Genomic DNA, 18,393 nt, shown 5'->3' on the forward strand with positions numbered 1-18,393 from the left:
AGGCCCCGTACCGCTGCCGGGGTCGCGGCCGGAGGAGCAGAAGGACGCGAGCGGGTGAGCGGCTCGGGAGGGCAAGGCGTTGCGGGTACCGGGGAAGGACGAACGGATGGGCGAGCCGGCGGCTCACGGGGTGGCGATGCCCTCCGGGGGTGCGTCTCGGGGGGCGGCGGCTTCCCAGGACGTGTCCGGCGTGGCGGTGGCGTCCGAGAACGTGCCTCCGGTAAGCGTGGCTTCCGGGGACGAGGCTCGGGGGGCGGTCGCTTCCGGTGAGGTGTCTCGGGTGGGGGTGGGGGTTGAGGACGCCTCTCGGGTGGGGGCTTGCCTGCGGGAGTTGCTCGAAGGTCATCGGTTGTCGCCCTCGCAGCGTCGAATCGCCCGTCACCTGCTCGAACGCCCCCACGAGGCGGTGTTCATGACCAGCGTCGACATCGCGGAGGCCGTCGGCACCAGCCAGCCGTCCGTGACGCGCTTCGCCTTCGCCCTGGGGTTCACCGGCTTTCCCGAGTTCCGCGATCACCTGCGCGCCGCGTTGCGCGAGGGGGAGGGCATGGAAGCGGAGCCCGCGGAGCTCAACCCCCTCCAGGCCATGGTGAACTCCGAGCTTCGCAACCTGGAGCTGCTGCGCGACTCCCTCGGCGACACCCGGCGGCTCGCGGAGGTGGCCGCAAACCTGGCGGCGTCCCGGCCGCTGCCGGTCATCGGGCTGCGGGTGTCCGCGCCGCTCGCCCACCTCTTCGGGTACCTGGCGGCCAAGGCGCATCCCGACGTGCGGGTGGTCGACACCCCCGGGTCTACGCTGGAGGACACGCTGAGCCGGGCCAGGGAGGCCGGTGCCGGGTGGGTGCTCGCGTTCGGCCTGCCCCGCTACCCCCGCGAGCTGCGCGACGGGCTCGCCTGGGCCAGGCGGGAGGGCCTGCGGGTGGCGCTGGTCACCGACAACTCCGTCGGCGCGCTGGCCGAGCACGCGGACGTGGTGCTCACCGCGCCCGTCAGCTCGCAGTTCGCCTTCGACTCGCAGGCCGCGCCCAGCGTGCTGTGCGCGGCCCTGGTCCACTCGATGATCTACGCGCTGCCCGCCCGCGAGCAGGCGTCCATCGAGGAGTTCGAGAACACCGCCGCGGAACGCCGGCTCTTCCTGCCCGAATGAGCGGCGGGCCGTCGGCCGGGTTCACCCGGCGGACACCATGCTTTCCAGCACAGAGTCTTCGATCACCCAGCCGCCGTCCCGAACGGGCGCCGGAGGCCGAGCAAGGAGAAGAGCAACGATGAGTGACGACGTCCGGCGGGTCATCCGCTCTCCCCGTGGCGCGGAGCTGTCCTGCCAGGGATGGCAGCAGGAGGCCGCCTTCCGGATGCTGCACAACAACCTCGACCCCGAGGTGGCCGAGCATCCCGACAAGCTGGTCGTGTACGGCGGGACGGGCAAGGCGGCGCGTGACTGGCCGTCGTTCGACGCCATCGCGCGTACGCTCCAGGGGCTGAAGCAGGACGAGACGCTGCTCGTGCAGTCCGGGCGCCCCGTCGGCGTGATGCGGACCCACGAGTGGGCGCCCCGCGTGCTGATCGCCAACTCCAACCTCGTCCCCGACTGGGCGAACTGGGAGGAGTTCCGTCGCCTGGAGGCGGCCGGGCTCACGATGTACGGCCAGATGACCGCCGGTTCCTGGATCTACATCGGCACCCAGGGCATCCTGCAGGGCACGTACGAGACCTTCGCCGCGGTGGCCGCCAAGCGGTTCGGCGGGACCCTCGCCGGGACGATCACGCTCACCGCCGGGCTCGGCGGGATGGGCGGGGCCCAGCCGATGGCGGTGACCATGAACGACGGCGTCGCGATCTGCGTCGAGTGCGACCCTTCCCGCATCGCCCGCCGCATCGAGCACCGCTACCTCGACGTCGAGGCCCTGGACATCGACGACGCGCTCCGGCTCGCGGTCGAGGCGCGGGACGCGCGGCGCCCGCTCTCGATCGGGCTGCTCGGCAACGCCGCCGACGTGCTGCCGCGCCTGCTGGCGATGGGCGCCCCGATCGACATCGTCACCGACCAGACCTCGGCGCACGACCCGCTGTCGTACCTGCCGCTCGGCATGGCCTTCGACGACATGCGCGACGAGGCGGACAAGGACCCCGCGGGCTTCACCCTGCGCGCCCGTGAGGCGATGGCCACGCACGTCGAGGCCATGGTCGGCTTCATGGACAGGGGCGCCGAGGTCTTCGACTACGGCAACTCGATCCGCGGCGAGGCGAAGCTGGCCGGATACACGCGGGCCTTCGACTTCCCCGGTTTCGTCCCGGCCTACATCCGCCCGCTGTTCTGCGAGGGGAAGGGCCCGTTCCGCTGGGCCGCGCTGTCGGGCGACGCCCGGGACATCGCCGCGACCGACAGGGCGATCCTCGACCTGTTCCCCGAGAACGAGTCCCTGGCCCGGTGGATCAAGCTGGCGGGGGAGCGGGTCGCCTTCCAGGGGCTGCCCGCCCGCATCTGCTGGCTGGGGTACGGCGAGCGTGACAGGGCCGGGGTGCGGTTCAACGAGATGGTCGCCTCGGGAGAACTGCGGGCCCCGCTGGTCATCGGCCGTGACCACCTCGACTGCGGGTCGGTCGCCTCGCCGTACCGCGAGACCGAGGCGATGCTCGACGGTTCCGACGCCATCGCCGACTGGCCGCTGCTCAACGCGATGGTCAACGTCGCCTCGGGCGCGTCCTGGGTGTCGATCCACCACGGCGGCGGGGTGGGCATCGGCCGCTCGATCCACGCGGGCCAGGTGGCGGTCGCCGACGGTACGGCCCTGGCAGCGCAGAAGCTGGAGCGTGTCCTGACCAACGACCCGGGTATGGGCGTCATCAGGCACGTCGACGCCGGCTACGACAGGGCCGCCGAGATCGCCGGAGAGCGCGGCGTCACGGTGCCGATGGCAGAGGGGGAGGCCCGGTGACGCGACGGGACCGCTTCCCGTCCGGGGACGGCCTCCCGCTGCCGTCCTCGTCCACGGCCACCGCCCACGCGCCTGGTGCCGGGGTGGACGGTGATCGCCGGGGGGAGCTTCGGGCTCGGTTCGAGGGGTTGTGGGAGGCCCTGGCCGCGATCGGCGACGGCGGGGCCGGTGGATACCGGCGGTTCGCCTGGACGCCGGTCGATCTCGTGCTGCGCGGCTGGTTCCGGGAGCAGGCGGCGCTGCGCGGCCTGACCTACGAGCTGGACCGCAACGGCAACCAGTGGGCCTGGTGGGGGGCTCCCGCCCCCGGCGCCGTGGTCACCGGGAGCCACCTGGATAGCGTGCCCGGAGGCGGCGCCTTCGACGGCCCGCTCGGCGTGGTCTCGGCGTTCCTCGCCGTCGACGAGCTGCGCGAACGGGGTGTCGTCCCCGCGCGCCCGATCGCGGTGGTCAACTTCGCCGACGAGGAGGGGGCCCGGTTCGGGGTGGCCTGTGTCGGCAGCCGCCTGCTCACCGGCATCCTCGGCCCGGACGAGGCCCGCGCCCTGCGCGACGGCGACGGGGTGACCCTCGCCGAGGCCCTCCGATCCGCCCAGACGGCCCTCGGCACCGCAGGACACGACGATCACCGCCCGGCGCCGGGTACGCCAGAAGCCCACGGCCGGACCGCCGGAGGCGATGACCAGGGGCTTGTGCCGAGCGCGGAGGGGATCGGGCGGGATGGGCGCGCACTGGGGCGGATCGGGGTGTTCGTGGAGCTGCACATCGAGCAGGGGCGCGGGCTCGCCGATCTGGACGCGCCGATCGGGGTGGCGAGCGCGATCTGGCCGCACGGCCGGTGGCGTTGCACCTTCCACGGCGAGGGCAACCACGCGGGAACCACCCGGCTGGCCGACCGGCACGACCCCATGCTGCCGTTCGCCTCGGCGGTGCTCGCCGCGAGACAGGCGGCGGAACAGGCAGGCGCGCTGGCGACGTTCGGCAAGGTGCGCGTCGATCCCAACGGCACCAACGCCATCCCCTCGCGGGTAGACGCCTGGCTCGACGGCCGGGCGCCGGACGCCGCCACGGTGGACGCGATGGTGCACCGGATAACCGAGGCCGCGCGCGCGGCGGGCGCCGAGCACGGCGTGCGGGTCGAGGTCGTGACGGAGTCCTCCACGCCCGTGGTGGAGTTCGGGGACGAGCTTCGCGACCGCATCGCGGCGACGCTGGGCGGGGTCCCCGCCCTGCCCACCGGGGCCGGTCACGACGCGGGCATCCTGTCGGCATCCGTCCCGAGCGCCATGCTGTTCGTGCGCAACAGGACCGGGGTGAGCCACAGCCCGGCCGAGCACGCCGAGACCGAAGACTGCGTCGCCGGCGTCGTGGCCCTGACCGCGGTACTGGAGGATCTCGCATGCCGATGACCCATCTCCACCCCGCTTCGGCCCTCGCACCGGGTGCCATGGTGATGCGGACCCCGGCCGGCGGGGGCGTCAGTAGTACGGGGGGTGCGGCGTGATGACGGTCTTCTTCGCGGATCACGCCTGGCTGGGTGGGGAGGCGGCGGTTCGCGGGGTGGTGGTGGAGGTGGCAGGGGGGCGGGTCACGGCCGTACGGCAGGGGGTCGCCGCGCCGCCGCCAGGGGCCGTCCACCTGCGCGGGGTCACCGTGCCCGGCCTGGCCAACGCCCACTCGCACGCCTTCCACCGGGCCCTGCGCGGGCGCACCCAGCGCGAGCGCGGAACGTTCTGGACGTGGCGCAGGCAGATGTACGACATCGCCGCCCGCCTCACCCCGGACGGTTACCACGCCCTGGCCCGGGCAGCGTACGCCGAGATGGCGCTCGCCGGGGTGACCTGCGTCGGCGAGTTCCACTACGTCCACCACGACACCGGGGGACGGCCCTACGCATCCCCCAACGCCATGGGCGAGGCGCTGCTCGCCGCCGCGGCGGAGGCGGGGATCCGCATCACGCTGCTCGACACCTGCTACCTGCGGGGCGGCTTCGGGATGCCGCTCGAAGGACCGCAACTGCGCTTCGGCGACCGCGACGCGGAGGCCTGGGCCGACAGGGCGTCCGGCCTGAGGGGCGGCGAGCACGCCCGCGTCGGCGCGGCCGTCCACTCGGTGCGCGCCGTGCCGTCCGAGGCGATCGGCGTGGTCGGCGGCTGGGCGCGCGAGCGGGGCGCGCCGCTGCACTTCCACCTGTCCGAGCAGGTCGCCGAGAACGAGGCCTGCCTGTCCGCGTACGGCCGCACCCCGGCGGAGCTGCTGGCCGAGCACGGCGCGCTCGGCCCCCTGTCGACCGCCGTGCACGCGACCCACCTCACCCCGCACGACCGCACGCTCCTCGGGGAGTCACGGACGGGCGTCTGCATGTGCCCCACCACCGAGCGCGACCTCGCGGACGGCATCGGCCCGGCGCGGGCGCTGGCGGACGCCGGATCGCCCCTCTCGCTGGGCAGCGACAGCAACGCCGTCGTCGACCTCTTCGAGGAGGCGCGCGGCGTGGAGCTGGACGAGCGCCTCGCCACCCGCGAGCGCGGGCACTGGCTCGCCGCCGACCTGCTGCGGGCGGCGACCTCGGACGGCCACGCCTCGCTCGGCTGGCCGGAGGCGGGCCGCATCGAGGTGGGCGCCCCCGCCGACCTGGTGACCGTCACCCTCGACTCGGTGCGGACGGCGGGCTCGCCCGCCGACGCCCTGGTCGAGTCGGTGGTGTTCGCCGCCACGGCGGCCGACGTCCGCGAGGTGGTCGTCGGTGGCCGCCGTGTCGTCGCCGACGGCCGGCACCTGCTCGTGGACGACGTCCCCGCCGCCCTCGCCGCCGCCATCGCGGAGCTGACATGAGCGTCCCCTACGAACACGCAACCTCGGAGCTGCCATGAGTTCTCTTCTCATCGACAACATCGGCTCCCTGGTCACCAACGACCCGGCGCTCGGCGAAGGGACGCTCGGGCTGGTGCCGGACGCCGCGCTCGTCGTCGAGGACGGCCGCGTGGTCTGGGCGGGCCCGCGTTCGCGGGTGCCGCAGGGTGCCGCGCGCGAGCGGTTCGACGCCGGGGGACGTGCGGTGATCCCCGGGTTCGTGGACAGCCACGCGCACCTGGTGTTCGCCGGGGACCGCACCGCGGAGTTCGAGGCCCGGATGTCCGGCCGCCCGTACACGGCCGGCGGCATCCGCACGACGGTGGCGGCGACCCGCGCCGCGGCGGACGACGCGCTGCGGGCGAACCTGCGGCGCCTGGTCTCCGAGGCGCTCAGGTCGGGCACAACCACGATCGAGTGCAAGTCGGGGTACGGCCTCACGGTGGCGGACGAGGCGCGGAGCCTGCGCCTCGCCGCCGAGCACACCGCCGAGGTGACCTACCTCGGCGCCCACGTGGTCCCCCCCGAGTACGACGGCGACCCGGACGCGTACGTGGAGCTGGTGAGCGGGGCGATGCTCGACGCATGCGCGCCGCACGCCAAGTGGATCGACGTCTTCTGCGACCGGGGCGCCTTCGACGGCGACCAGACCAGGGCGATCCTCACGGCGGGCAAGGAGCGGGGCCTGGTGCCCCGGGTGCACGCCGGCCAGCTCGGCCCCGGCCCCGGTGTCGCGATCGCGGTGGAGCTGGGGGCGGCGTCGGCCGACCACGTGACGCATCTGAGCGACGCCGACGTGGAGGCGCTCGCGTCCGGGGACACGGTGGCGACGCTGCTGCCCGGCGCGGAGTTCTCCACGCGCTCGCGCTACCCCGACGCGCGCCGCCTGCTCGACGCCGGGGCGACCGTCGCCCTGGCCGCCGACTGCAACCCCGGGTCGAGCTACACGACGAACATCCCGTTCTGCGTCGCCCTGGCCGTACGCGACATGAACATGACGCCGGGGGAGGCGGTGTGGGCGGCCACGATGGGCGGCGCCCGGGCGCTGCGGCGTACGGATGTCGGACATCTCGCGCCCGGCGCGCGCGCCGACATCGTCCTGCTGGACGCCCCGTCGCACGTCCACCTGTCCTACCGCCCGGGCGTGCCCCTGGTCGCCCGCGTCTGGAAGGACGGGGCCCTCAGCTGATCACGGCAGGGGAGGAGGGTGCTTCCGAGGGGGTCACCAGGTGTGGTGATAGCGTGAAAACGTTGCCAACGGGGAGGCGGCATGTCACACCATGCAGATCCGGTTCTTGACTGCCCGGTGGACCAGACCCCGGACGCTCAGGAGTTGATCGAAGCGGCCATGCGATGGCACTTCGACCCGGAGACGGGTTCGTCGTTCTGGCTGGAGCGGGCCAAGGACCTGGATTTCGATCCTCGCCGGGACGTGCGCACCTTCGCTGATCTACGGCTGTTTCCCAACGTGGTCGACGACCTGCGCGATGTACGCGTCGAGGATCTCATTCCCAAGGGGTACGGCCCGCGGCCCGGCATAGTCGGCGTCTACGAGAGCGGCGGCACGACCGGCGCCCCCAAGCGCGTGATCATACTCACCGACTGGATGGACCGCCTGATGGCCCATCACCTGCGGAACATGGACGCGCGCGGCGAGCCACGAGACGTCAACTGGCTCTCGCTCGGGCCAAGCGGGCCACACGTGTTCGGCGAGCTCACCGCATGGCAGGCGAGGCTGCGCGGGGGCGTCAGGTTCACCGTCGACCTGGACCCGCGCTGGGTCAAGAAATGCATCCGCGACGGCCTGACCGAGGAGGCCGACCGTTACGCCGAGCACCTGATCGACCAGGCCGCCTTCGTGCTGGAGACCCAGGACGTCGGGGTGATGGCGACCACGCCGCCGTTGCTGGTACGGCTCACGCGCCGCGAAGACCTGGTCGCGCTGATCAACGAGAAGGTTCAGTTGATCTTGTGGGCCGGCGCGCACATGGACGCCGACACCCGGCGGCTGCTCCGCACCGAGGTCTTCCCAGGCGTCAGGCTGCGCGGCACGTACGCCAGCACCATGATCTTGGGCGGCACCACCGAGCGTGTGGGCCTGACCGACGACGACCCGTGGATCTTCGACCCGTTCTCGCCCTACATCTCGTTCTCGGTCGTCGATCCCGAGACCGGCGAGGACGTCGCCTACGGCGAGCGAGGCCAGGTCGTGATGAACCACGTCAGCAAGAACATGCTGCTGCCCAACAACCTCGAGCGTGATATGGCGACCAGGGTCGAGCCGCTGCCCGGGCAGCTCGGCGACTCGGTCGCCGATGTCAGCCCGGTCGCGGTGTTCGACAACGAGGTCGTCATCGAGGGGGTGTACTGATGAGTGAGCTGATCCAGCTCGACGCCCTCGGACCGAACGGCGCCTACCGCGCGAGCAACCGGCAGACGGTCACCGATGTCACCGGAGCGCCCGTCGCGGAGCTGAGCCTGGTGCCGCAGTTGTTCGTGCAGCGCGGCATGGCCGCACTGCGCAAGGCGCCGGCCATGCCGGCCGACGAGCGGGCCGCGGCCCTCGAACGAGCGGGTCACGCGTTCGCCACCGCTACCATCGGCGGCCTGTCCGTCGAGGACTACCAGCACATGGTCAGCCGCGTCTCCGGGATACCGATCTCGGTGGTGCGAGCCGCGACCACGGCCATCGCGCGGAGTGCGGCCGAGGTCTGCCGAGCGGCGCAGAACGCCCGGCCCGACGGAGCGGTCAACGACTGGCGCGATCCCCTGACCCGCCAGGGTCATGCGATCTGGACCCGGCGCGGTGACGTACTGGCGGTGCACGCCCCCGGCAACGAGCCCGAGGTGCACACACTGTGGCTGGAGGCCCTGGCCCTCGGATACAAGGTCGCCGTTCGTCCCTCCCGGCGGGAGCCGTTCACGCCGCACCGCCTGATCAGCGCGCTGCGTGAGGCCGGCTTCGGCGCCGACCAAGTGGTGCTCCTGCCCACCGACCACTCCGTCGCCGACGAAATCGTCCGCGCCGCGGACCTGGCGATGGTCTACGGCGGCGAAAGCGTGATGAAGAAGTACCGCAACGACATCACCGTGCTACCGCAGGGCCCGGGACGGTCCAAGATCCTGCTCTCCGGAGATGGAGGAGGCGATGGCGACTGGCAGTCCCATGTGAACACCATCGTCGACTCCGTCAGCGACTACGGCGGGATGGCCTGTGTCAACACCACCGCCGTGTTCGTCGAGGGCGACCCCACCCCGGTGGCGGAGGCGATAGCCGAACGGCTGTCCGAGCTTCCGAGTCTGCCGCCCGAGGATGCCAGGGCCGTACTGCCCGTCCAGCCTCTGGACAGCGCGAAGACCATGGAAAAGTATCTTCTCGACCACGCCGGCGACGCGACGGCCCGGCTCGGCGGCGATGGCGTCGTCGACGACCTGGGCGACGGCAGCGCGGTCATGCGGCCGGCCGTATTCCAGGTGGAGCGTTCGGACGCGCCGCAGACCGGCATCGAGCTGGGCTTCCCCTGCGTCTGGGTCGCGCCGTGGTCGCAGGCCGACGGCGTCGTGCCGCTGAAGAACACACTGGTGCTGACCGCGATCACTTACGACGAGGCGCTGATCGACCGGCTGGTCAACGAGCCGACCATCAGCAACGTCTACATCGGGGATCACCCGACCTACTGGATGCGACCGGGAATCCCGCATGACAGCTACCTCGCGGACTTCCTCATGCGCTCGAAGGCGGTCATCCGAGACTGAAGCACAACGGCGGACCACCCCCAGGAGGGAGGAACACTCCCTCCTGGGGGTGCTCAGACCAGGCCGAGGGAGAGCATCGCGTCGGCGACCCGTTTGAAGCCGTCGATGTTCGCGCCGGCGACGTAGTTTCCCGGCATCTCGTACTCGTCGGCGGTCTCCAGGCAGCGGGCGTGGATGTCCTGCATGATCTGCCGCAGGCGTTGCTCGGAGTACTCGAAGGTCCACGAGTCGCGGCTGGCGTTCTGCTGCATCTCCAGCGCGCTGGTCGCGACGCCGCCCGCGTTGGCGGCCTTGCCCGGCCCGAAGGACACGCCCGCCTGCTGGAACACCCGTATGGCGCCCGGGGTGGCGGGCATGTTGGCGCCCTCGCCGACCGCGACGCAGCCCGAGCGGACGAGCGTCTCGGCGTCGGCGGCGCTGATCTCGTTCTGGGTGGCGGACGGCATGGCCACCTCGCACGCCACCTCCCAGACGCTCCGGCCGGGCACGAAGGAGGCGCTTACGCCGCGCCGCTCGGCGTAGACGTGCAACCGGGCGCGCTCGACCTCCTTGAGCTGCTTCAGCAGGTCGACGTCGATGCCCTTGTCGTCGAGGATGTGCCCCGAGGAGTCGGAGCAGGCGACGACGACGCCGCCGAGCTGCTGGACCTTCTCGATGGCGTAGATGGCGACGTTGCCGGAGCCGGAGACCACGACGCGCTTGCCGTCGAACGACGTGCCGCGTGCCTTCAGCATCTCGTCGACGAAGAACGCGCAGCCGTACCCGGTGGCCTCGGTGCGTACTTGGGCGCCGCCGTAACCGAGGCCCTTGCCCGTGATCACTCCGGACTCGTAGCGGTTGGTGATGCGCTTGTACTGCCCGAACAGGTAGCCGACCTCGCGCTGCCCGACGCCGATGTCACCGGCGGGAACGTCGGTGTACTCCCCGATGTGGCGGTAGAGCTCGGTCATGAAGCTCTGGCAGAAGCGCATGATCTCGCGAGGGGAGCGCCCCTTCGGGTCGAAGTCGGAGCCGCCCTTGCCCCCGCCGATCGGCAGGCCGGTCAGGCTGTTCTTGAAGATCTGCTCGAAGCCGAGGAACTTCACGATGCCGAGGTAGACCGAGGGATGGAAGCGCAGCCCGCCCTTGTAGGGGCCGAGCGCGCTGTTGAACTCGACGCGGAAGCCGCGGTTGATGTGCACCTCGCCCCGGTCGTCCTCCCAGGGAACCCGGAAGATGATCTGCCGCTCGGGCTCGCATATCCGCTCGATGATCTTCGACTCGGCGTACTCGGGATGCTTGCCAAGGACCGGTCCGATGCTCTCAAGGACTTCCTGGACGGACTGGTGGAACTCGGCCTCGCCCGGATTGCGGGCCAGGACGTTGTCGTAGATCGACGACAGCTTCTCGTGCGGCATCGACTATCCCCTCGCTCTCGGGGGGTGCTTCCCCGTCGCTTACCTTAGGGTCCCGGGCTCAGTGCGTTCGTCGTGATCGCCGCTCGCGATCAGCGTCCGGGGGCTCACCAGCGGATGACGCTCGCCGCCCAGGTGTAGCCGGTGCCGGCCGCGAGGAGCAGCACCAGGTCGCCGGGGGAGAGCAGCCCCGCCCGGGCCGCCCGGTCGAGCCCGAGCAGAGGGTCGACCCCGCTCATGTGCCCGGTGTCGTCCAGGTACGTCGCCCGGTCTGGAGACAGCTTGAGCTCCCTGACCAAGGTGTCGTGGAGCGAGCGCTTGACGTGGATGCCGCACAGGTGGGCGACGTCCTCGCGGCCGGCGCCCGAGCGGCGGAGCGCCTCGTCTGCGGCTGCGAGGAAGTTGGGCAGCGTGACGGGATCCAGCCGTTCCTTCATGGAGCCCGGATCGGGCACGTCGAGGAAGTGCCGCCCGTCGCGCACCGTCTCGCGGCTCGCGGGCTCGGCGCTGCCCCCCGCCGGGACCATCACGTCCAGCGAGAACGACCCGTCGGTGATCATGTGGCAGCCGAGCACCTCCCGGGCCACCCGCCCGTCCGCACCGGCGTCCCTGACGAACAGCGCCGCCACCGCGCCGTCGCCGAAGTCGTAGGCGAAGCGCGTGCGGGGGTTGCCGTAGTCGATGAGGGAGGACTCCCTGGACGCGGCCACCGCCAGCACCGTGCGGAGCTCGTCCTCGGCCCGCAGCAGGTCGCGGCACACCCGTACGGCCACCGGCGACCCGCAGGAGACGTAGGCGAGCTCCAGCACCGTCGCCCGGCCACAGCCGAGCAGGTGGGCCACGCGTGGGGCGGCGTGCCACACCTCGAAGTCCTTCCACGTCGAGCCGAAGTAGACCAGGGCGTCGACCTCGCCCGGCTCCATGCCCTGCTCGGCGAGCAGCCGCCGGGCGGCCGTGGCGGCCATGTCGCTGACATGCTCGTCCGGGCCCGCGATGTGCTTGCCGCGCAGGCCGAACCTCTCGACCAGCACCTGCTCGGGGATGCCTGACAGGCCGGAGATCTCGGCCGCGCCCATCCACCGCTCGGGCAGGTACGACGCCGTGGCGGCGAGCCGCACGCGGGTCATCCGGCCTGCTCCCACGCGCCCCGCAGCTTGTTCTTCAGCACCTTGTCGACGGCGGAGCGGGGCAGCCTGTCGACCAGCCGGACGTACTTGGGCACCTTGAACCCGGCGAGGCTCGCCCGGCAGTGCGCGAGCAGCTCCGACGAGGCCGGCGCGGCGCCGGGCACCGGCACCACGAAGGCGCAGCCCACCTCGCCCCAGCGCTCGTCGGGGACGCCGACCACCGCGACCTCCGCCACGTCCGGATGACCCTGCAACACCGACTCGGCCTCCGCCGGATAGACGTTCTCGCCACCGGAGACGTACATGTCCTTCGCCCGGTCGCGGATGCGGTAGAAGCCGTCCGCGTCGCGCTCGGCGATGTCGCCGGTGCGCAGCCAGCCCCCGGACACGACCGCCCGGGTGGCGTCCGGGTCGTGCCAGTAACCCGCGAACACGTTCGGGCCCCGCACGACCAGCTCGCCGATGCCCGGCCCGTCGAGCGTGCTGCCCGTCTCGACGTCGCGCAGCGCCACGTCGACGTGGGGGTACGGGATGCCCGCCCACCCCACCCGTCCGGCGATGTCCTCCTCGGGAAGGCACAGGACGTTCGGCGCGGCCTCGGTGAGCCCGTACCCCTGGACGATGCGCACGCCGCGGTCCAGCCAGACGCGCAGCAGCGGCTCGGGCATGGGGGCGCCGCCGACCACGACGCGGCGCAGCCCGGACAGGTCGGCGGCGGGGAAGTCCGGGTGCCGGGCCATGAACAGGTAGGTCGCGGGCACGCCCATCATCGTGGTCACGCCACGCTCGGCGATGAGGCGCAGCGCCCGCCCGGCGTCGAACGACGGCTCCAGCACGACGGTGGCGCCCTTCCACCAGGCGAGCAGGGGCTGGACGTTCCACCCGCCGACGTGGAACTGGGGGAGCACCTGGAGCACGACGTCGTCCTCGCGCAGCTCGCAGCCCCGGTCGAGCGACAGGTTGGTCCAGAAGCAGTTGGCGTGGGTCAGCAGGGCGCCCTTCGGCCGTCCGGTGGTGCCCGCGGTGTAGACCAGCAGCAGGCCCGCGTCGTCGCCCAGGCCGCCGGCGTCGCCGGTCACGGGCGGGACCGTCCCCTCGGACGCCGTCGAGGCGAGCGCGTCCACGACGTCCCGGGTGAGCGCGAGCGCGTCCAGGCCGTCCCGGGTGAGCTCGGCGACGCGGCACGGGCGGCCGGACCTCGTACGGGCCTCCTCCGCGAGCGGGACCAGCGCGGGCGCGGCGAGCAGGATCGACGGCTCGGCGTCGGAGAGCTGGTAGGCCACCTCCGGCGCCGTCAGCCGCATGTTGACCGGGGTGAGGATCAGCCCGGCCTTGGCGCAGGCGAAGAACAGCTCGACGTGCTCGGGACGGTTGCCCGTCAGCGTGGCCACCCGGTCGCCCGGCCGCAGCCCGGCGGCGAGCAGGCCCGCCGCCAGCCGTCCGGACCGGGCGTCCAGCTCGCCGTAGGAGGTCGGCTCGCCCTCGAAGACGACGGCCGTGCGGTGCGGGGTGGCACGCGCCCGGTCGCGCAGCCACCGGCCCAGGGTCAGCGTCATGGTTCCGTGCCCCTGCCCGGCCCGCCGGCCCGCTCCCCATCCCCGGGCGCGCCCGCGCCGAGGCCGCGGAGGATGAAGGCGTACATCTCCTCGAAGACCTGGTCGGGCACCGCGCCCGGGCCGTCCTTCCACAGGATCCACCGCATGCCGATCAGCTCGCCCACGCCCATCAGCGCCCAGGCGAGCACCTCGGGATCGGCCTGGGCGATCTCACCGTCGGCCATCGCCGCGCGCAGCCCGCCCACGTAGCCGTCGGCGATCGTGCGGTAGTGCCGCTGCAGCATGCCCGGTGAGGCGAACTCGGCCTGGCGGATGATCCGGTAGAGCGCGGGGTGCTCGGCGGTGAACCGGAAGAACCCCTTGAAGCCCAGCCTTTCGGACTCCGGCCGGGTGCGCCCCTGCCGGGCCCCCTCGGACATCGCCCGCCGCACGCGCCGGTTGAGGTCGGCGACCAGCTCGTCGAAGATCTGCTGCTTGCCCTCGAAGTAGATGTAGAACGTGCCCTGCGAGCACCCGGCGGCCTCGGTGATCTTGACGATCGAGGCCTCGTGGTAGCCCAGCTCGGCGAACACCTCCTCCGCGGCGTCGAGCAGCCGCCGCCGGGTGCGTTCGCCCTTCGGGGACAGCGGGCGCCCCCGGGTGCTCGTGGGCGGCGGCTCGTCCTCGACCTGCCATGCCTGCATTCGCGCTCCCCCGATCAAAGCGTCAGCCCGCGGACACCCGGGACAGGTGGGCGTGCAGCAGCGCCGAGAACTCCTCAGGCCGCTGGGTGTACGGGAAGTGCCCGGTGCCCTCCATGACGTGCTCGGAGTGGTCGCCGTACCGGGTGAGGACGTCCCTGGTCTGCTGGATCATCGGCTGGGCGGGGAAGGACTCCTCGCCGGGCCAGTCCGGCACGTACCCGCTCGCCCCGAGGTGGCCGAGGTCGACCATCGAGGTGTCGGAGACGATCGCGTCCAGGTCGCCGCGGATCCAGAGCACCGGGGCGCGGCATCCGGACTCGGGGAGGCCGCTCCAGTTCAGGTACTTCGGCGAGATCGCGTTGAGCACCCCGCGCGTCCCCGGCGCGACGCCCGGCCAGTTCTCCGACGCCGTGGAGTCGCCCGGGTAGCTGCCGTCGCCGAGGTGGGTGGCCAGGATGCCCCTGAGCAGCGCCTCCTCGTCGCGGACGGTGTCCGGGCCGGGGAAGTAGAGGCCGCGCACGACGTTGCGCGGCGACAGCGGGCTCGCGTCCGACTCGTCGCCCTCGGCGATGAGCTTCACGAGGTCGGGGTTCGCGGTGCCGCCGCCCGATCCGGCGAAGTCGGGCGCGCACGGCGTGCCGTCCGGCTTCGTGCCGCCGAACCCGTACGGCGAGACCGGCGCCACCGGGGTGAGCGACAGCACGCGGCCGGGGTGGTTCATGGCGAAGTCGAGGATGACGCCGCCTCCCAGCGAGTGGCCGACCAGGTGGACGGCGTCCAGGCCGAGCGCGTCGAGCAGCGCGGCCAGGTCGTCGCGGTAGTCGCCGACCCCCCGGGTCGCGTCGACGGGAGCGGGCTCGCTGTTCCCATAACCGCGCAGGTCGGGGGCGATGCCGTGGAATCCGCCGGGGAGCAGGGCGAGCTGCTCGTCCCAGGCGGAGCCGTCGGAGAGGTTGCCGTGTACGAAGACGACGGGGACGCCCGCGCCCGTCTCCCGGATGTGCGTCGCCAGACGCTCGGTGCGGACGGTGCGGGATCGGACTGCGTTCATCGCCATCCCTTGACGAAGAGGATTGTTGCCGCCAAGTTAACAGGTGAATCACCTCTCATAAAAGAGGGTGTTCTCGACAAGGAGCGGTTCATGCGGACTCTGCGGCGATTGGCGTCGGCTCTGGTCATGGTGGTTCTGGCGGTTTCGGGAGTGGGCGCGCTCGCGCCGCCCGCGTCGGCGACGGCGGCGGTGAGCCTGGAGGCGACCTACACCACGAGCCTTCAGAACGGCTGGGCCCAGGTGGAACGCTACCGTGACGCCTCGACCGGCTTCGCGGCCGAGGCCTATCCTCCGGGCGGCGTCGGCGACCAGACCGGGCAGACGAAACGGTTCTTCGGCGACGTCGCCCAGCCGCACTCGTCGCGCTTCCTGCTCTACCACGCGCCCGGCTGGCAGAGCGGCGCCAAGGCCGTGCCGGTGCTGCTGGTGCACGGCGCCAACCAGACCGCCGACCAGGCGTGGGCGAACCCGAACGTCCTCGGCGACTACGGCTGCGGGCGCGTGTCGTGCCCGTCCACCGGGTTCATGCAGTATCTGGACGCGCGGGGATACAAGGTGTTCGCGATCGGCTTCCCCCACAAGACGGGCGACGGCTACCGCTGGTCGGAGCAGATCCGCGACGCGATCCAGATCATCAGGACGAAGACGGGCGCCTCCCAGGTCGACGTGGTCGGCTGGTCCAAGGGGGCGTTCAACGCCCGGATGTACGTCTCCTCGCTGCGCCAGTCGTGGGGCAGCGCCTATGGCGGCGACGTGCGCAAGCTCGTGCTCGTCGGCGGGCCGAACAAGGGCTTCGACTGGGGCTACCGGCACGGCTGGAGCCATGACTTCGCGATCTATCCCGACTGCGGCGGCAGCCTGAACGCCCCCGCGCCGCACACCTCCATGGTCTGCTACGGCCTGTGGCGGGACGGCACCCAGCTGAGCTACGAGGGCACCGCCTTCCCCGGAGGCCGGCAGATGCTGGCGCGCTGGGACGGCGTCTACCCGCTGCCCACGGTAGAGCAGGACTGGTACACCACCTACTACGGCGGCACGGGCTTCTACACCAAGGGGCGCGGCATCCAGTACAGCATCGACCAGGGCTCGCTCGTCCAGCCGATCATCAACGCCGGGACCCCGGCGAGCGTGGCGGTCTACCAGCTCTGCGGGAGCATGCCCGACATGCCGTTGATGCACAACGAGCACACCGGGCCGTCCGACGGCGCCGTCTTCATCGCGAGCTGCGCGGCCACCGACGGCATCGCCAACCGCGCGGCCACGGTCACGCTGCCCCTCAACCACCTGCGCCTCGGCTGGGACTCCAGCGCCGAGGCCCAGATGGCGGCCTGGCTGGGCTGACGTGCCACCCCCTCGGCCCGCACGCCGGGCCGAGGGCGCCTTCACCCGTCAAGGACGCGTCAGTTCTCGCGGGGTCCCCGTCAGGAGGGCGTCAAGACGACGGAGATCGCGGCTGAACCCGCCTAGCGTGCCTTTTGTGGCCGTATTTCCGGTCAAACGAAAGGTCCAGCAGGAGGAAGATCATGAGCGATCCGCGGGTGGCCTGATGTGCGCCCTGACGCAGGACATGGCGGCCGTCGCCGACCGGCCGGAAGACCCGTCCGCCGAACCATCACCGGCCCCGCCGCCCACCGCGGGCCGGTCCGAGACGAGGCACGAATGACCGTCATGACCGAGACCGCTCCGGGACCGTGGCCCTCGTCCGCGGTGTTCGGGGCCCACGGCGAGGCCACGGTGGCGGGCGTGTCCCTCATGGAGATCGCCAACCGGTTCGGCACCCCCGCGTACGTCCTGGACGAGGCCGACGTCCGCCGCCGCTGCCGCGCCTACCGGGCGGCCCTGCCCGGGGCCGAGATCGCCTACGCCGCCAAGGCGTTCCTGTGCCGGGCCATGGCGAGCTGGATCCGGGCGGAGCGGCTCAGCCTCGACGTGTGCAGCGCGGGGGAGCTGATGGTCGCGCGGTCGGTGGGCTTCCCCGCCGAGCGGATCATCTTCCACGGCAACGCCAAGACCCCGAGAGAGCTCACGGCCGCGGTGAACGAGGGCGTCGGGCGGATCGTGGTGGACAACCTCGCCGAGATCAGCCGCCTCGCGGCACTGGTCCCGCTCGGGCAACGGCAGAAGGTGCTGATCAGGGTCATCCCCGACGTCGGCGCCGGCGCGTACACAGCGATCCGCACGGGCGGGGAGGACCAGCAGTTCGGGCTCTCGATCGCCTCCGGCGCCGCAGGCGAGGCCGTCGCCAGGGTGCTGGCCCAGCCCCGCCTGGAGCTCGCCGGCCTGCACTGCCATCTCGGCTCGCAGATCGGCGCGGCCGAGCCGTACGAGACCGCCGTGCGCGTGCTGGTGGAGCAGCTGGCCCGCGTCCGGGAGACCCGGGGCGTGATCCTTCCCGAGCTGGACCTCGGCGGAGGCCACGCGATCGCGTACCTGGAAGGGGAGCGCGGCCTCGGCCCGGAGACGTTCGCCGAGCGGGTCACCGGAGCCCTCCGGGAGCGCTGCGCGGGCCTCGGGCTGCCCGTGCCGCGGCTCATCGTGGAGCCGGGGCGGGCGATCAGCGGGCCCGCCGGGGTCACCCTCTACCGGGTCATCTCCGTCAAGAAGGGGCTCACCCGCACCTACGTCGCGGTGGACGGCGGCATGAGCGACAATCCCCGCCACTCGCTGTACGGCGCGCCGTACGAGGTGCGGATGATCGGGCGGGAGTGCCACGTGGGCACGCGGGCCTTCCACGTGGTGGGTCACCACTGCGAGGCGGGAGACGTGCTCGCGGAGGATGCGCTTCTGCCGGCCGACATCCACCCCGGAGACGTGATCGTCATGGCGGCCACCGGCGCCTACCACCACTCCATGGCCTCCACCTACAACCTGACCGGCCGTCCGCCCGTGGTCGCGGTCGGGGAGGGCGGAGCGCGGCTGGTGGTGCGCAGGGAAGGCGCGGAGGACCTGATGCGCAGGGACGTCGGGCTGTGAGGACTTCTGACGCCGTCGCCGGCCTGAGCCGGCGGCGGCGTCAGATGCTTCGGAGCCCCGTCGG

Annotated in this window: 14 protein-coding genes; 9 read left to right on the forward strand and 5 right to left on the reverse strand. The window is 72.2% G+C overall.

Annotated elements, in window-relative coordinates; all coding sequences use genetic code 11:
• Nucleotides 1–136 precede the first annotated feature (136 nt).
• From ACOZ38_RS14625 to ACOZ38_RS14655, 7 genes are all read left to right on the forward strand, one after another.
• A complete protein-coding gene (locus ACOZ38_RS14625) occupies nucleotides 137–1,147 on the forward strand; it encodes a MurR/RpiR family transcriptional regulator (RefSeq protein WP_424537009.1) in 1,011 nt (336 codons plus the stop codon).
• A gap of 118 nt (nucleotides 1,148–1,265) precedes the next feature.
• A complete protein-coding gene (hutU, locus tag ACOZ38_RS14630; RefSeq protein WP_424531147.1) occupies nucleotides 1,266–2,936 on the forward strand; it encodes a urocanate hydratase in 1,671 nt (556 codons plus the stop codon).
• Nucleotides 2,937–3,019: 83 nt separating this feature from the next.
• Nucleotides 3,020–4,345 carry a Zn-dependent hydrolase gene (locus ACOZ38_RS14635; RefSeq protein WP_424537010.1) on the forward strand — a complete coding sequence of 442 codons (1,326 nt, stop codon included), beginning with the start codon at nucleotides 3,020–3,022 and terminating at the stop codon, nucleotides 4,343–4,345.
• A gap of 94 nt (nucleotides 4,346–4,439) precedes the next feature.
• Nucleotides 4,440–5,771: a formimidoylglutamate deiminase gene (locus tag ACOZ38_RS14640; protein ID WP_424531149.1), complete on the forward strand. Its 1,332-nt coding sequence runs from the start codon at nucleotides 4,440–4,442 to the stop codon at nucleotides 5,769–5,771.
• Nucleotides 5,772–5,805: 34 nt separating this feature from the next.
• A complete protein-coding gene (gene hutI / locus ACOZ38_RS14645) occupies nucleotides 5,806–6,978 on the forward strand; it encodes an imidazolonepropionase (RefSeq protein ID WP_424531150.1) in 1,173 nt (390 codons plus the stop codon).
• 81 nt (nucleotides 6,979–7,059) lie between these two features.
• Entirely contained in the window at nucleotides 7,060–8,160 is a 1,101-nt protein-coding gene (locus tag ACOZ38_RS14650; RefSeq protein ID WP_424531152.1) for a phenazine antibiotic biosynthesis protein, read from the forward strand.
• Nucleotides 8,160–9,545: an aldehyde dehydrogenase family protein gene (locus tag ACOZ38_RS14655; protein ID WP_424531153.1), complete on the forward strand. Its 1,386-nt coding sequence runs from the start codon at nucleotides 8,160–8,162 to the stop codon at nucleotides 9,543–9,545. The genes ACOZ38_RS14650 and ACOZ38_RS14655 overlap by 1 nt, the downstream gene beginning before the upstream one ends.
• A 53-nt stretch (nucleotides 9,546–9,598) precedes the next feature.
• Here ACOZ38_RS14655 and gdhA read toward each other — a convergent pair whose 3' ends face one another.
• From gdhA to ACOZ38_RS14680, 5 genes are all read right to left on the reverse strand, one after another.
• Nucleotides 9,599–10,942, reverse strand: coding sequence for an NADP-specific glutamate dehydrogenase (gdhA, locus tag ACOZ38_RS14660; RefSeq protein WP_424531155.1), 1,344 nt, complete (start codon nucleotides 10,940–10,942; stop codon nucleotides 9,599–9,601).
• A 104-nt stretch (nucleotides 10,943–11,046) separates the two neighbouring features.
• On the reverse strand, nucleotides 11,047–12,066 hold the full coding sequence (locus tag ACOZ38_RS14665) for a 3-oxoacyl-ACP synthase (RefSeq protein WP_424531156.1): 1,020 nt from the start codon (nucleotides 12,064–12,066) through the stop codon (nucleotides 11,047–11,049).
• Nucleotides 12,063–13,622 carry an AMP-binding protein gene (locus ACOZ38_RS14670; RefSeq protein WP_424531157.1) on the reverse strand — a complete coding sequence of 520 codons (1,560 nt, stop codon included), beginning with the start codon at nucleotides 13,620–13,622 and terminating at the stop codon, nucleotides 12,063–12,065. Before ACOZ38_RS14670 ends, ACOZ38_RS14665 begins: the two co-directional genes overlap by 4 nt.
• Complete coding sequence (locus ACOZ38_RS14675) at nucleotides 13,619–14,305, reverse strand: TetR/AcrR family transcriptional regulator (protein ID WP_405147193.1); 687 nt, start codon at nucleotides 14,303–14,305, stop codon at nucleotides 13,619–13,621. The genes ACOZ38_RS14670 and ACOZ38_RS14675 overlap by 4 nt, the downstream gene beginning before the upstream one ends.
• A 22-nt stretch (nucleotides 14,306–14,327) precedes the next feature.
• Nucleotides 14,328–15,356: an alpha/beta fold hydrolase gene (locus ACOZ38_RS14680; protein WP_424531159.1), complete on the reverse strand. Its 1,029-nt coding sequence runs from the start codon at nucleotides 15,354–15,356 to the stop codon at nucleotides 14,328–14,330.
• Nucleotides 15,357–15,446: 90 nt separating this feature from the next.
• On the opposite strand from ACOZ38_RS14680, the gene ACOZ38_RS14685 reads away from it, so the two are divergent.
• Together ACOZ38_RS14685 and lysA are read left to right on the forward strand one after the other, a co-directional pair.
• Nucleotides 15,447–16,697 carry an esterase/lipase family protein gene (locus ACOZ38_RS14685; RefSeq protein ID WP_424531161.1) on the forward strand — a complete coding sequence of 417 codons (1,251 nt, stop codon included), beginning with the start codon at nucleotides 15,447–15,449 and terminating at the stop codon, nucleotides 16,695–16,697.
• Between the two features lie 318 nt (nucleotides 16,698–17,015).
• A complete protein-coding gene (gene lysA, locus ACOZ38_RS14690) occupies nucleotides 17,016–18,329 on the forward strand; it encodes a diaminopimelate decarboxylase (RefSeq protein ID WP_424531162.1) in 1,314 nt (437 codons plus the stop codon).
• The last annotated feature ends 64 nt before the right edge of the window (nucleotides 18,330–18,393 follow it).

Origin of the sequence: Sphaerisporangium viridialbum (genome assembly GCF_049674955.1) — a bacterium.
Taxonomy (GTDB): domain Bacteria; phylum Actinomycetota; class Actinomycetes; order Streptosporangiales; family Streptosporangiaceae; genus Sphaerisporangium; species Sphaerisporangium viridialbum.

Excerpts from the sequence above, each read along its gene's own strand:
- ACOZ38_RS14625 (WP_424537009.1), top strand. The coding sequence starts at position 137 with ATGCCCTCCGGGGGTGCGTCTCGGGGGGCGGCGGCTTCCCAGGACGTG.
- hutU (WP_424531147.1), top strand. The coding sequence starts at position 1,266 with ATGAGTGACGACGTCCGGCGGGTCATCCGCTCTCCCCGTGGCGCGGAG.
- ACOZ38_RS14640 (WP_424531149.1), top strand. The coding sequence starts at position 4,440 with ATGACGGTCTTCTTCGCGGATCACGCCTGGCTGGGTGGGGAGGCGGCG.
- hutI (WP_424531150.1), top strand. The coding sequence starts at position 5,806 with ATGAGTTCTCTTCTCATCGACAACATCGGCTCCCTGGTCACCAACGAC.
- ACOZ38_RS14650 (WP_424531152.1), top strand. The coding sequence starts at position 7,060 with ATGTCACACCATGCAGATCCGGTTCTTGACTGCCCGGTGGACCAGACC.
- ACOZ38_RS14655 (WP_424531153.1), top strand. The coding sequence starts at position 8,160 with ATGAGTGAGCTGATCCAGCTCGACGCCCTCGGACCGAACGGCGCCTAC.
- gdhA (WP_424531155.1), bottom strand. The coding sequence starts at position 10,942 with ATGCCGCACGAGAAGCTGTCGTCGATCTACGACAACGTCCTGGCCCGC.
- ACOZ38_RS14665 (WP_424531156.1), bottom strand. The coding sequence starts at position 12,066 with ATGACCCGCGTGCGGCTCGCCGCCACGGCGTCGTACCTGCCCGAGCGG.
- ACOZ38_RS14670 (WP_424531157.1), bottom strand. The coding sequence starts at position 13,622 with ATGACGCTGACCCTGGGCCGGTGGCTGCGCGACCGGGCGCGTGCCACC.
- ACOZ38_RS14675 (WP_405147193.1), bottom strand. The coding sequence starts at position 14,305 with ATGCAGGCATGGCAGGTCGAGGACGAGCCGCCGCCCACGAGCACCCGG.
- ACOZ38_RS14680 (WP_424531159.1), bottom strand. The coding sequence starts at position 15,356 with ATGAACGCAGTCCGATCCCGCACCGTCCGCACCGAGCGTCTGGCGACG.
- ACOZ38_RS14685 (WP_424531161.1), top strand. The coding sequence starts at position 15,447 with ATGCGGACTCTGCGGCGATTGGCGTCGGCTCTGGTCATGGTGGTTCTG.
- lysA (WP_424531162.1), top strand. The coding sequence starts at position 17,016 with ATGACCGTCATGACCGAGACCGCTCCGGGACCGTGGCCCTCGTCCGCG.